The following is a 13,676-nucleotide window of genomic DNA, read 5'->3' on the forward strand; positions in this document are numbered from 1 at the left end:
CGGTGGAACCACACTGATCCCTTCCCGAACTCAGAGGTGAAACGCTGTTGCGGCAACGATAGTTTAGGGGTCGCCCTACGCAAAAATAGCTCGGTGCCAGGGATAATATTACTAATAAAACCCGTTAGCTTATCTAATAGCTATCGGGTTTTTAGTTTTTCTGATTAGGGCTATCAAAAAATAAATCAATAACCGTGTCACTATAGAAAGTAGAGCTGCAATATTGAGCAATAGGAAGACTAAAGAACACTGTGCAGATAACATTCTTAGGGACGAGTTCCGGTGTACCCACGCGATCGCGCAATGTTTCCAGTGTTGCCCTGAGATTACCCCAAAGGGCTGAACTGTGGTTATTCGACTGTGGTGAAGGCACCCAGCATCAAATTATGCGGAGTGAGCTGAAAATCAGTCAACTCTCCCGAATTTTTATCACCCACATGCACGGCGACCACATCTTTGGCTTGATGGGACTTCTTGCTACTTGCGGCTTGGCTGGCAATGTGGAAAGAATTGATATCTATGGACCACCTGGATTAAATGATTATATTCAATCCGCATCACGTTACTCCTACACACACTTTTCTTACCCAATTAAAGTTCACGCTATCCGTCCAGGGGTAATTTATGAAGACGATGACTTCACCGTTAGCTGCGGTAATTTGCATCATAGGATTACAGCTTTCGGCTATCGCGTAGCCGAAAAAGACCGGACAGGACGCTTTGATGTGGAAAAAGCCAAAGCGTTGGAAATTCCTTCTGGTCGTATTTACGGTCAACTCAAGCGTGGTGAAACTGTTACCCTAGACGACGGTCGGGTGATTGATGGCACCCATTTATGCGGGCCTACAGAAATTGGCCGGAAAATTGCCTATTGTACAGACACTATTTATTGTGATGGTGCAGTGGAATTAGCTCATGATGCAGATGTATTAATTCACGAAGCAACCTTTGCCCATCAAGATGCAGATATGGCTTTTCAGCGCTTGCATTCCACAACCACAATGGCAGCGCAAACAGCTTTAGCTGCTGGGGCACATCGACTGATTATGAGTCATTTCAGCCCCCGTTATGCTCCTGGCAATACCTTGGAGTTGAAGGATCTCCTCAAAGAAGCCCGTGCTATTTTTCCCCGCACTGACATGGCTTATGATTTCATGATTCATGAAGTACCCAGACGACGAGAAGTAGAGTTAACCAAGGTAGGCGTTTGATTTTAGATTTTAGATTTTCTATTGAACCCTTCTAATCTACAATCTAAAATTAACCAGGCTCTATCTTGGAGTTTAGTACTCCAAATCATAACGTCCAGCAAATAAACAGCAGTTTGATTTTACAAGTAAGTCAACTAGTTAACCAACAATTTACGGTTAACTAAGTGGAGAAAAAATCTCCAAAGAGTATGGGTTAAATTTTTTTCTCAATGTTTTTTATATTACATGTTATCAAAAGAACTTTAATTTCTATAGTAGTGTTGTAAATTAGATGATTTTATACTTCAATACTTAGACAAAATAATTAATTTTTGGTCAAGATTTTTATCCTTTCAATAAAATATTTACTGAAAATTTATTCTTACAACACTGATTAAGAATTTATATGCATGAATTGATGAACATGAAAGCACCACTTGGCATAATATTGTGCCAAGTGAGCTTGTCATTGTTGGAAGAATAATTAAGTGTGCTATTACGGCTGTAGGTGTAAAAAACATTTTAGATTTCTCATAAATCTTCCAAATAAATATATTGTTTCGATATTAGAGGAGTTTGATAGTGGCTAAGATTAGTCTGAATCAAGAGCAACAAATTACTACTACTTCAGCACAAAGCGCAGTTGACATCAGACAACTATCTACTATTTTGCTTCGCCGACGCTTTTTGATCTTGGGGGTTTCCTGTGTAGTTATGTCTGCTGCTAGCCTCTTGGCTGTCATTGCCAAACCTACTTACCAGAGCAGTATGCAGATATTGGTGAATTCCAATTTATCTCAAGGGGCACAGTCAAATAATATTCCAGTTGTGGCAGATACTCAGGTTACTAATTCTAATTATCAAGTTGTTGATTCCACTACTCAGATGAAACTTATGCTGAGTTCTAAGCTTCTCCAGAAAGCTGTAGATTTAGTTCATTCTGATTATCCTGATATTACCTTAGCGGATATCAATGGTCAAACAAAACAGAACAAAAAAGCACCTCTAGAAGTAACTCCAGAAGAGGGAGGTATAGGAGCTAATAAAGTTTTTAGTCAAGTATTTAAAGTTTCTTTCAATGATGAAGATCCAGTTAAAGCACAAAAATTACTGCAAGCTTTACAAAAAGTTTATCAAAATTACAATAAAGAACAGCAAAAAGAACGCCTGAATCATGGGCTGGCTTTTGTAAATGCTCGCTTACCGGAGATAAAAAAAGAGGTAAGTAAAGCTGATAAAAACTTGGAACAATTTCGCAAAAAACATAAATTACTAAATCCCGAAGTTCAAAGTAAAATCTTGCTAGAATCTCTAGCCGATATTCAAAATCAGCTACAAACTACTCGTGCCAACCTTCAAGATGCAAACGCTCGCTACGATAACCTAGAGCAACAAATAGCGTCTTCATCCCAGCAGAATGAACTAATTTCTTCTCGTTTAAATCAGTCAAGCCGCTATCAAACATTATTGAGTGAAATTCAAAAGACCGAACTAGCATTGGCTAAAGAGCGACTGCGCTATACAGATGATTATCCATCGGTACAAAAGCTAAAGCAACAGCGCCAGAGTCAATTGTCGCTATTACGACAAGAGGTAAAATATATTACTAATAGCAGTAAGGGAGAACCGCTTTCAAAAGGGCAAATAATAGGGGTTGATCCAACGCTAATAGATGAGTTTATTCTGGTGCAGACAACTGTTTTAGGACTAACTGCCAATGAAAAAAATCTAGCTGAATCAGAACAGAGGCTCCGTTCTGAACTAAACAAATACCCAAGCTTAATAGCAGAGTACAATCGTTTACTGCCAAAGGTAGAAACTAGTCATAAAACCCTTGAACAACTCCTTCAAGTACAACAGTCTTTAGGGCTAAAAATTGCTCAGGAAGGATATAATTGGCAAGTTTTAACAGAACCTGCTCTAGGGACTTATATGGGGAATAACAGATTATTCCTTTTGGTTGGAGGAACTCTGATTGGACCGATTTTAGGTATTTTAGCAGCCTTGATTTTTGAAAAGTTTAATGACGCTATTTATTGTGCGGGAGATTTAAAGAAACTGACAAATCTACGTATACTGGGTTCAGTGCCAAAATTGCCGTCGCATAGTGCCAAAAAACGTTGGCTGGGACTGTCTTGGAAGGGGCGGCGCAGATCAAATGACTCTGTAATAGAAGCTACTACTAGATTGCCCGTCCATGAGAACCTGGATATGATCTACCAAAATATTCAGATATTAAAATATCCCTTACCTTTCAAGTCGCTGATGTTTACTTCAGCACTACCAGGGGAGGGGAAGACAACCTTGGTATTAGGGCTTGTAGCTAGCGCTACCCGGATGCACCGACGGGTATTAGTTATTGATGCTAATTTGCACAATCCTAGCTTGCATAAAATCCTGGGACTATCTAATGATTGGGGACTATCTCTGTTATTAGTTGATGAGACAACTACTCATTTTCAAGATTATATCCAGCCTATTCATCCTTCAATTGATATTTTGACTGCTGGCCCGGAACCAGAAGACACGGTGAAGTTGCTCAGTTCTCAACGAATGAAAGAACTAATAGAGTTATTTGAGCAAAGTTATGACTTAGTATTGATAGATGCTCCACCTATTTTAGGTACGGTTGATGCCAGGATTGTGGCATCTTTTTGCAATGCTATTGTGATGGTAGAGCGCATGGGCAAAGTAACCCGAACTGAACTGACTCAAGCTACAGAAATTTTGAGTCAGTTGAATTTAATTGGAATTATCGCTAATGAAGTGAGTAATTCCCAAAAGGTATTGGCATCGTAGGCTGAAGAAGCATTGGGAATTGGAAATTGGGTATTGGAAATAGATATAAAAGAGGAATTGTCTCACTGCCTTCTGGCTTCTTCTCCTGATTTCTAGCTGATAGCTAAAGCAAAATGCATAATTAGTAGGAGGTGGCAACCTCCTACGTTGGAGAAGTGTCTCATCTTAAAGTAGTAGACGTGATAATCCAGAGCGTCAATTAGATACTAGTGTGATTAGATGACCAGCATGAAATTCCAACTTTACTTAGGCTTTTTATTTTCCCAGATTAAAGTACGTCATTGGTGGGTGAGTGTCCTCTTATGGATTGCTTTGGTTGCCCCAGCCCAAGCGTCTGTAATTCTGCGCGTGGCAATTGAGAGGGGCGTTAATCAGGTAAAAGTGGGCAGTTCTACCACTGGGATCGTCAAGGATAGTACCGGACGAACTCTCGGACAGTTACCAGCGATGAGTGCATATTATGCCCAAGCCATTCCTGGCGGAGTTGCTTTAGATAAGTGGCAGTCTGGTTTATTTTGGATTGAGCCAACGGGTAAAGGATTTGTTTATATTGGCGATCGCTGGTATCGGGGTAGAACTCTGGTTGTCCCCACAGAAAAAGGCTTAACGGCTGTTAATTGGGTTGATGACCAAGAATATCTCTACAGCGTTCTTGGTGGCGAAATGGATGCTAGCTGGCCCCAAGAAGCTTTAAAAGCCCAAGCGATCGCAGCTCGCACCTACGCTCTCTACGAACGTGAAAAACAACGGAATAATCCCGTTTACGATTTAGGCAATACCCCAGATCGTTGGCAAATTTACAAAGGTGTCATCAGTGAAGCTCCCGCTACTTACGCCGCAGTGGATTCCACACTAGGGCAGGTATTAACTTACAAAAACCGGATTATTCTCTCAGTCTTTCATGCTTGTTCTGGGGGACACACCGAAAATGTAGAAGATGTTTGGGGAAATACCTTACCCTACCTGCGTGCTGTTCAAGACTACGATCAAAATATCCGCGAGTGTAATTGGGTGAAAAGCTTCTCGCCCAGTGAAATTAGCGCTAAATTTCCTGAAGTTGGCAGTGCGACGGCGATGATTCCAGAGACATACTCGCCTTTTCGCAGTGTTAAAGTCTTGAAAATTGTTGGTAACAAGGGTACGAAGGTGCTACAGGGCGAGGAAGTGCGAACAGCCCTCAAGCTCAAAAGTACTCGCTTTACCGTTACTAAGGGAGCCGATGGTAGTTTTGTACTCCAAGGGCTTGGCTACGGTCATGCTTTAGGTATGAGTCAGTGGGGGGCGTACAATCTGGCTCGGCAAGGAGTAAACCACCTGCAAATTTTGGGACATTATTATCAAGGTGTAGCCCTAACACCAATTCAGGCGAAGTAATTGGGGCATGGGGCAAAACAGTTCCGTTAGCGATAGCGGGGCGTTTAGCCCGTGAAGAGTTAGGAGTTACGAATTTTCTCCCCCTGCTCCCCCTACCTCCCCTGCTTCCCCTGCTTCCTCTGCCCCTCTGCCCCTCTGCTTCCTCTGCCCCTCTGCTTCCTATTCCCCACTCCCACGTTCCAAGCGCCGTTGCCATTCAGCGTCAATTTGTGCAGAACGCTCAACTTCCTGGTCAAGTAAGTCAGTTTCGCTAGAATACACTAAATCTTCCTTGCTAATAACTTTTTCTTGGGCAAATTGTTGAGCATAGTCGATTTTTTGTTGCAAAGGTGCATCAGGACTTGCCAATAGCCTTGACCGATCAAGGCGATCGCGATTGCGATCGCCTATTTTGCGATTACGCCACCGAATCCAGAAGTAACGCAACAACGGTATGCCTAAGAAACCTGCTCCATAAGCCAATAGCAGCCAATAAATTCCTTGCACAAAAGCTACTAGTCCACCTAATTGGGCAGCAACAGTGCCATCTCTCAACAAACTTCCTAGTACTAAAGCACCAACAAAATTTAGTGCCCCCAACCCCGCACTCAACATAATTTGCCCTGAACTTGCGGCACTAAAACGCCAAGGCAATTCCTCTAAGTAAGATGATATTGAATGACGGCGCTTTTTAACCGCACTCACCTGTAACTCTGGGAAGTAATAAACAATTTGCCCTTCTGGACTTACCGCCGGTTGCCCATTAAATCGCGTCAGAACGGGCAGCATGTAATCTTCGTACTCTCTTGTATATCCCTCGCCGATATCATCCAAGTATGGGGCAATTTGTTCTGCTACCACTGCGCCACGATTGCTCCGAATCACCGTAGCAATTTCTTGCCAGCGACGTTCGTCTAAGTTGGCGTTAGGATTCCCATCACCAAACAAAAACGAAAAGACAGCTTCAAAGAAATTCAGATTGCTTTCTTCTCTGGTTTCACGTCGCCTTTCCTGGTAGTAGGTGTCATAATTTGGGCTAAGATACCAGAATAAATTTGGAAAATAAAAGAAACCCCCACCGCCGAAATTACTTCCCCGATTGTCGCCGTCGCGATCGGAATTGGCAGCAGTAATAATTAGGAAGATGGTAACAGTTATCAGGGCGATGGAAACAGTTAAGAAAATTCCAAAAGAAATCCGAATCAGGTAAAACAGAACACTCCAGACTTTTTTCCACCATTCCTGCAATCGTAGCCGGAAGTATTTATTACGCAAAATGGCTCGAAAGTTTTGTGGAAAAAGGAAAACTATATCACCTGAATCCGCTACCTGCAAATGTCCTCCAGCATCAGATGCCAGGGCTAACAAGCTTTGATTAGCTTCAGCGACGTTCAATCCTGCCTGGGTTGCCACATCACCAACGGTGACACGGTAGCCCAGTTTTTCGACAGCTTGCATGATGGTGGGATTGGGAGCCATTGCTCTCCCCTCCTGTTGAAACTTATTCCCGTTTTATTAAGTATAAAGTTTTATTTTGAGCGATTTAGCAGGGTTAAGAATGAAGCATGAAATTATGGAAATTACATCAATTTAGCAACCCAGCAGTGAAATAGATAAACCAACAAAAGACCTGACACACAACATGTTATAATTATTTCCCTCAGCTTGGTTAATCAGCAAATTTTCTGCTCAAATATGGTTCAATATACTCTCGCTCAAAGTCCAGAAATTATCCTTACTGTTTCTGGAAAAGATTCAGCCAAAGCCCGTGATAAAGCAATGGATCAGCTGATGGAACTGATGGATGCAGGTAAGCTACCCACGGAACTGGAAGAAGGATTTGGCCCTCAACAATTAATTGAGGTTAAAGAGTCAACTATTGACACTGCTAGCGGTGAGGATACTATTACACAAGCTGTCCAGGTTTTAAGTAATCTGGCCACACTCAAGCTGAAAGTTCAGGAGTCACGAGCTGAAGCGTTAGAAATTCGCAAAGCGGTTGATGTTCTGTTCACTGACGATTCGGTGACTGAAGAGGAAATTACTCGACTCAAGGAAGGTTTTAAAGTCCTGAAAAATTTTGCCCAAGCTAATGTACGTTATCAAGAAGCACGATCTAAAGCAGAACAGGCTCGGCAAACTTTAGACCAAGCTCTCAAATCGCCTGATAAGTAAGCTCTACAGAATCAGATAGATTAAGTCGAATTTTTAGCTAATTGCATAAAAACTCTAAAAGACAAGCTTAACAACCTGTCTTTAGATATACTGGGGCGCTAGGATTCGAACCTAGGGATGGCGGGACCAAAACCCGCTGCCTTACCACTTGGCTACGCCCCAACAACTTTACTCTAGTTAATATAGCAGTTAATACTAGGTTTGTGTCAAGTACTTTAATAGTTTATTTCAGATAATGGATTTTTACGGTAGGACATTGATTGGTCGAAATCCTTACACTTAAACTCTTTCATGGCTTTGGGGTGAACCCTTGAATCGATGCTTGGCTGTATCGTCGAACTCACTTTAAGGGTAAAGGAATTGCGATCGCGATTCCTTTTGCATCTAAAATCTTCTTCACTTGATTATGAACGGCTTATCATCTGTTCCTGCTTACCAGTGAGACACCTAGCTTTGAATATAAAAACCAGGGGCATCTAGATTATTTCTTTCCATACCAATCACATCTTGCCCTATTTCCTTTTCCTTAATCCCCAGTCTCGTGAAGAAAAACTGCTGCAATCCGACTTGATGATAGTAGTTGCTTGGTAGCCAGCCATATAAATAGTGGAATGGTCTTAGCATAGCGACCGCAAAGTCGGCGTGGTTCTTGAATCCATCGATACAGCCATTCAAGTCCTAAGTCTCTAACTATGCGGGGTGCCCGCTTGTGAATTCCTGCATAAACTGGGAAAACTCCACCCAGTCCAATCATTACAGCTTGTATCTTACCTTTATGTTGAGCTATCCAATTTTCTTGCTTAGGACATCCTAGAGATACAAGGACGGCGCTAGCACCACTAGAATTAATCTTTCGAACCAAGGCTTCGTCTTCAGTTTCAGTCAGGGGACGAAAGGGTAGAGGTTCCATCGCCGCAATCTTCAGTTGGGGAAATTCCTGCTCTAACCTTTTTCGCATCCTAGAAAGAATTTCTGTTTGGGAACCTAAAAAGAAAATACTGAGATTTTGTGTTTGAGTTCGCTGACACAATGCCAAAAAAATATCCATCCCTGCCACACGGTCTTGGTAAATAGCCCCCATTTTTCGCATCATCCATACAAGAGGCATACCATCAGGAGTAACTATATCTGCATTTCGTAATACGGTGGCAAACTGTGGATGCCAATGAGCTTCAATGAGCATGTGTACATTAGCTACGTATACAGTTTTACTCTCACGCTTACCCGCCCACTTCAGTATTGTTTGTATCTGCTCGTCAAAACGTAAAGCAGTAATAGGGAAATCAAGCACTTTTTTAGTAGGTAGAAGCACTCTTGCCACCATCAATAACTCCTATGTCCAAGAAAAAAATCCATAGATTGCTTAGACCATTCCAAATATTGAATAATTCGGATTGGATGACTCCTGACTTTTTATAGGCTTGTGTCATCGTTGGAAGTTAACACATGGAGGTGCAATTGCTTTTTTAGTATGCTTTTAGCTTAATCGGTAATATTATAAGTATTTGGTATTGTGTCCTAGCTTACTGTTTTAAGCTAGGGGTTTTAGATGCTGCTTGGCAAAATTCATACTTTCTTCATAATTAATTTTTGATTGGTTCATGCAAGCATTACAATTACGATAAATTCCTAGTAGAAACTTTATTGCTAGGTAGTATTTTTTACGTAATTAGTTTACATAGAAAAACGAAATACCAGACACTCAGTCTGCCGATTTTGATACGTAATTATGTGCTTAAGAGATAAAAGCCCAAAAAATAAAGGGAAGATAAGCTTATCTTCCCCTGTTCGATTATTTTTGTTATTGTCTGGCTTGTTAGCTTCTTTGAGTTTTTGACGTAACATTTGGCGTTGCTTTTTGAGTTGCCGCTTTCTTGCAGAGCCACCTCTACCTTTGTCATTCCTACCTTCTTTACGGGGAGATTCCCATCTTTTCAGGCGCATGAACTTTTAACCTCTCTATTCTATTTACTTATTTAATAGTGGGCAGGAGGAGAATCGAACTCCTATGACCGCAAGGTCGCCACATTTTGAGTGTGGTGCGTCTACCAATTTCGCCACCCGCCCTTATATCCAACTTAACTATTCTACTATATATGAGCGATTTTGTAACAGGTTTGAAAATTAATTATCAAAGTTTTTCTGGAATAATGATGTCTAAACTATTAGATAAGGCTTAAAAGCGTGGCAACGTCAATAAACTAGGGTTAATATCCTGTAGGTTTGCACAGCCGCTAAGTGCCATCCCCACATTTAGCTCATCTTGTAGCAGTGAGATAACATGAGATACACCAACTTGTCCTGCTACTGCTAGTCCCCACAAAATAGGTCGTCCAATTAGTACCGCTTTTGCTCCTAATGCCAGAGCTTTGAGAATGTCTGTGCCCCTACGAATGCCTCCATCCAGTAGCACTTCTATTTTACCATCCACTGCTGCTACTATTTCAACTAGGGCTTCTATTGAAGCGATCGCACCATCGAGTTGTCTGCCACCATGATTGGAAACAACAATTGCTTTGGCCCCATATTCTACAGCCCGCACAGCATCATCTCCCCGTAAAACTCCTTTGATGACTAAAGGTAATGGAGATAAGGATTGCAACCATGCCAAATCGTCCCAAGTCACTGCTGGATTTAGCTGTTGGGCAAAATAGGTAAATAATCCAGATTCACCTTTTTCGTGGGAAATATCTAGTCCTGAGATGGTGGCCAGATTAGCCAGATGTAAGTCTGTGGGTAAGGCGAACTCATTACGTTTATCTCTTTCGCGTTGTCCGAGAACAGGTGCATCTACAGTTAGACAAAGTGCTTTATAGCCTGCTTTATAAGCTTTTTCTACTAAAGCACGAGTTAATCCCCGGTCTTTATGGATATAAAGCTGGAACCATCGCAGAGAATCTGGGAATTTATCACACGCAGTCGCTACTTCTTCCATGCTCTTGGTGGCCATTGTACTTAATACCATCCCCACACCAGCTGATGCGGCAGCTAGAGCCGTAGCCACTTCTCCATCTGGATGGGCTAGACATTGAAAAGCCATTGGCGCAATTAACAAAGGTAGTTGCAGGGGTTGTCCTAAAATGGAGGTAGTTAAATTGCGATCGCTAACATCGACTAATATCCGAGGTCTTAACTTGACTCGCTCAAAGGCAGCACAATTATCTCGTAATGTGATTTCGTCCCAAGCACCACTGCTATAGTAATCAAGGGTCATTTGAGACAGATGCTCTTTTGCTAGCTTTTCGTACTCAAAGAGATTTATGGGTTGAAAGCGATGGTCGTTGGATACAACTGTCATGGTAGCGGCTGTGGGTTAACCAATAGGATGTTTTTAATCCGATTGTCTGAATTAAACGATTTTTTTAGTAACTGAGTTCTTTTAAAGGAACTGACAGTGCGATCGCATTAGTAACTCTACCAGTTTCGCCAGCCGCCTTTGGGTGCTACTTCATTACTTGTAGATTTCAATCCATGACTTTGGATTAAAGATTGATATTCTGTGCTGCTTGCCCAACGGTCAATTTCTCGCGCCCGCAACACTGGCACTGGATGGGTTAATTGGGCTGTGCGGGCAGTTTTGACCATTTCGCCTAATTCGGTCTTGCTAATGTCATCATAAGCGCGGGCTTGGGCAACAAAAGCATCGAGATTCAGTTGTGGCGCTAAAGTTGGGGAACCACCCGCCAGCTTCATCAACACTGACATGACAACTTTGGAATCTTGGGTTGCTAGTAATGCGGCGCGATCACAGGTAAACTCAGCACAGCGTACCCATTCTAAAAGTTGTGCCTGTATCGCTTGAGCAACGAACGTTCCGACATTGGGCACAATCGCCGCAGCTAATATTAGTAAATTTACTGGGGTCAAGTAAACGCTATGGTCACACTTGAGATGTCCCAACTCATGGGCAATTACTGCCTGGATTTCCTCTGGGGTGAGAATATCAATTAGGGATGTGTGTAGCACTACAAAGGGCTGCTTACCCCGCACAGCAAAAGTATAGGCGTTGGGAGCCGGATGTTGCCGGACGTATAACTGGGGAGGCTCTATATCCAGAATTTCACAAGCGTCTAACAACAGCTTGTATAAATCAGGTAGTTGTTTTTCACCCACCAAAATGCTAGAAGCAATATTTTCTACATAGAAAACCTGCTCTGCCATTGGCCCAAGCCAATTCCGCACCAACATATCTATGCCTGGTATTTGCTTAAGCGTTTTAGTAGCTTCCAGGTCTAATGGATGACGAAATGAGTCAGCTTTTAAACCAATCAGAGGGGTTTTGAAGAAAGACATAGTGCAGCAAGCTATAAAAAACACAACTATGGAATCTGGCTGTTTATTTAACCAGCCACCCACAGTTAGTATAACGATTTAAGCAGGGTGGGCAGGGGAGCCGGGGAGAAAATTCTACCTTGTCTCCCTCATTCCCGCCTAAGTCTCAACTAAGAGGCAGGGGGAACAGGGAAGAGGGCAGAGGGGATGGAAAAGAGGAATTGGGGACAAGGAGAAAGACTTGTTGCAGGTTCTCACCAAAGTAAGCTTGTTACCTTGTGTCTCCCTGCTTCTTCATTCCCCCCGCTCCCTGCTCCCTGCTCCCTGCTCCCTTGCCTCTTATTCAACCTATCAATTTCAACTTGAAAGGCTACTGATACTAGGAGCGATTTCGGCATCTGCTGATGTTTCGCCCACACGAAGGATTTTAGCTCCCAATTGCTGCAACTTCATATCGAGCCGATCATAGCCGCGATCGAGGTGTTGTAATCCTTGAATGGTCGTTTTTCCTTCTGCTGCCAGTCCTGCGATGACTAGCGCTGCTGATGCTCGTAAGTCTGTGCCTAATACTGGTGCGCCAGACAATTTTGGCACTCCCCGAACGAAAGCAGCGTTGCCTTTAACACGAATGTCTGCCCCCAAGCGATTCAACTCTGAGGCATGACGCAAGCGATTTTCAAAGACAGATTCGTTAATCACGCTGTCGCCTTCGGCCAATGTCAGCAAAGACATGAATGGCGCTTGCATATCTGTGGGAAAACCCGGATGATATTGGGTTTCAATATCCGTAGCCTTGAGAGTTTCCGCCGGCAGAATGCGTAAGTGTTCAGGCTTGTCCTCAATTATCGTTACCCCAATATCCCGCAGCTTGGCAATCACTGGTATAAGATGTTCTGGAGCCACTGGCGAAAGAAGAAGTTCGGAACGGGTAATTGCTGCTGCTAGCAAAAATGTTCCGGCCTCAATGCGATCGGGAATGATACTGTAGTCAACAGAATGCAGCTTGGGGACTCCTTCAACAATAATCCTGCTAGTACCCGCCCCTTTAATCTTGGCTCCCATCGCGTTACAGAAGTTAGCTAAATCAACTACTTCCGGTTCTCTGGCAGCATTTTCGATGATCGTTTCCCCTTCTGCCAGGGTAGCAGCCATCATCAAGTTTTCCGTCGCTCCAACGCTGGCGATATCTAAGTAAATCTTCGCACCTTTTAATCTCCGGCTGCTGCCAGGGACGTAGGCATTACAAATGCCATGCTCAATCTGCACCTCAGCCCCCATTGCTTGCAGTCCTCGCACATGCAAGTCAACTGGTCTTGCCCCAATAGCACAACCGCCTGGTAAAGGCATCTGTGCTACTCCCAATCTTGCAAGAATAGCACCAATAGCAAAAAAACTCGCTCTTAGCTGGGTAACTAGTTCGTAGGGAGCTTTTGATGTTTTAATTTCGCTGGCGTTGATGTCTAAAATATCGCCTTGCCGCGTTAAGCTTACACCCAAAGCTGATAACACCTGACCCATCCGGTCTACGTCCGCTAATAAGGGGACGTTGCGGATACGACAATCGCCCGGACACAGCAAGGCTCCAGCCATGATTACCAGTGCTGCATTTTTTGCCCCGCTAATTTTCACATGACCTCGCAAAGGATGCCCACCCCAAATTTGCAAGACTGAGGAGTCTGCTTCTGGAGCAATTTTGGCATCTGGTAAGCTGGTAGAAGGATTAATAAGCCTACCTCCAAAAGTAATACGTATTTTATATGTTTGAAGTTGGTTTTGATTCTACAGTAAAGATTCAAATTGTCCACATTTTAGAACAGCATATTGCATAAAAAAGTTGTTTTTTGGTGAAAAATAATGGCTCAAAGCCAGCAATAGCAATTATTTTGA

At 42.8% G+C, this 13,676-nt stretch carries 10 protein-coding genes, 2 tRNA genes and 1 rRNA gene; 5 read left to right on the forward strand and 8 right to left on the reverse strand.

Annotated features, from left to right (window positions below; translation table 11 throughout):
• The 4 genes from rrf to H6G86_RS28650 all read left to right on the forward strand — a co-directional run.
• Positions 1-102: ribosomal RNA gene (rrf, locus tag H6G86_RS28635) — 5S ribosomal RNA — on the forward strand; the annotation flags it as partial.
• Positions 103-251: 149 nt separating this feature from the next.
• Positions 252-1,211, forward strand: coding sequence for a ribonuclease Z (locus H6G86_RS28640; RefSeq protein WP_114084506.1), 960 nt, complete (start codon positions 252-254; stop codon positions 1,209-1,211).
• A gap of 561 nt (positions 1,212-1,772) precedes the next feature.
• Positions 1,773-3,989 (forward strand): GumC family protein, encoded by a 2,217-nt coding sequence (locus tag H6G86_RS28645; RefSeq protein ID WP_190937144.1) that lies wholly within the window; start codon positions 1,773-1,775, stop codon positions 3,987-3,989.
• 228 nt (positions 3,990-4,217) lie between these two features.
• Positions 4,218-5,363 (forward strand): SpoIID/LytB domain-containing protein, encoded by a 1,146-nt coding sequence (locus H6G86_RS28650; protein ID WP_114084547.1) that lies wholly within the window; start codon positions 4,218-4,220, stop codon positions 5,361-5,363.
• Positions 5,364-5,522: 159 nt separating this feature from the next.
• Here the strand turns inward: H6G86_RS28650 and H6G86_RS28655 are convergent, their stop codons facing one another.
• The gene (locus tag H6G86_RS28655; protein WP_190937145.1) at positions 5,523-6,821 is read right to left on the reverse strand and encodes a hypothetical protein; all 1,299 of its coding nucleotides are present in this window, start codon (positions 6,819-6,821) and stop codon (positions 5,523-5,525) included.
• 216 nt (positions 6,822-7,037) lie between these two features.
• On the opposite strand from H6G86_RS28655, the gene H6G86_RS28660 reads away from it, so the two are divergent.
• Positions 7,038-7,517: a hypothetical protein gene (locus tag H6G86_RS28660; protein WP_012411525.1), complete on the forward strand. Its 480-nt coding sequence runs from the start codon at positions 7,038-7,040 to the stop codon at positions 7,515-7,517.
• 90 nt (positions 7,518-7,607) lie between these two features.
• On the opposite strand, the gene H6G86_RS28665 is transcribed toward H6G86_RS28660, so the two are convergent.
• The 7 genes from H6G86_RS28665 to murA all read right to left on the reverse strand — a co-directional run bounded on the left by H6G86_RS28665 (position 7,608) and on the right by murA (position 13,514).
• Positions 7,608-7,679, reverse strand: a tRNA-Gln gene (locus H6G86_RS28665).
• A gap of 364 nt (positions 7,680-8,043) precedes the next feature.
• Positions 8,044-8,841, reverse strand: coding sequence for a WecB/TagA/CpsF family glycosyltransferase (locus H6G86_RS28670; protein WP_190937146.1), 798 nt, complete (start codon positions 8,839-8,841; stop codon positions 8,044-8,046).
• A gap of 350 nt (positions 8,842-9,191) precedes the next feature.
• On the reverse strand, positions 9,192-9,461 hold the full coding sequence (locus H6G86_RS28675; protein ID WP_242065017.1) for a hypothetical protein: 270 nt from the start codon (positions 9,459-9,461) through the stop codon (positions 9,192-9,194).
• Between the two features lie 39 nt (positions 9,462-9,500).
• Positions 9,501-9,584: transfer RNA gene (locus H6G86_RS28680), tRNA-Leu, on the reverse strand.
• A 109-nt stretch (positions 9,585-9,693) separates the two neighbouring features.
• Positions 9,694-10,815: a glycolate oxidase gene (locus H6G86_RS28685; RefSeq protein WP_190937147.1), complete on the reverse strand. Its 1,122-nt coding sequence runs from the start codon at positions 10,813-10,815 to the stop codon at positions 9,694-9,696.
• 116 nt (positions 10,816-10,931) lie between these two features.
• Positions 10,932-11,810, reverse strand: coding sequence for a M48 family metallopeptidase (locus tag H6G86_RS28690; RefSeq protein WP_190937148.1), 879 nt, complete (start codon positions 11,808-11,810; stop codon positions 10,932-10,934).
• Positions 11,811-12,146: 336 nt separating this feature from the next.
• Complete coding sequence (murA, locus tag H6G86_RS28695; RefSeq protein ID WP_114084512.1) at positions 12,147-13,514, reverse strand: UDP-N-acetylglucosamine 1-carboxyvinyltransferase; 1,368 nt, start codon at positions 13,512-13,514, stop codon at positions 12,147-12,149.
• Positions 13,515-13,676: the final 162 nt, after the last annotated feature.

It is taken from the genome of Nostoc sp. FACHB-133 (genome assembly GCF_014698055.1).
GTDB lineage: Bacteria > Cyanobacteriota > Cyanobacteriia > Cyanobacteriales > Nostocaceae > Nostoc.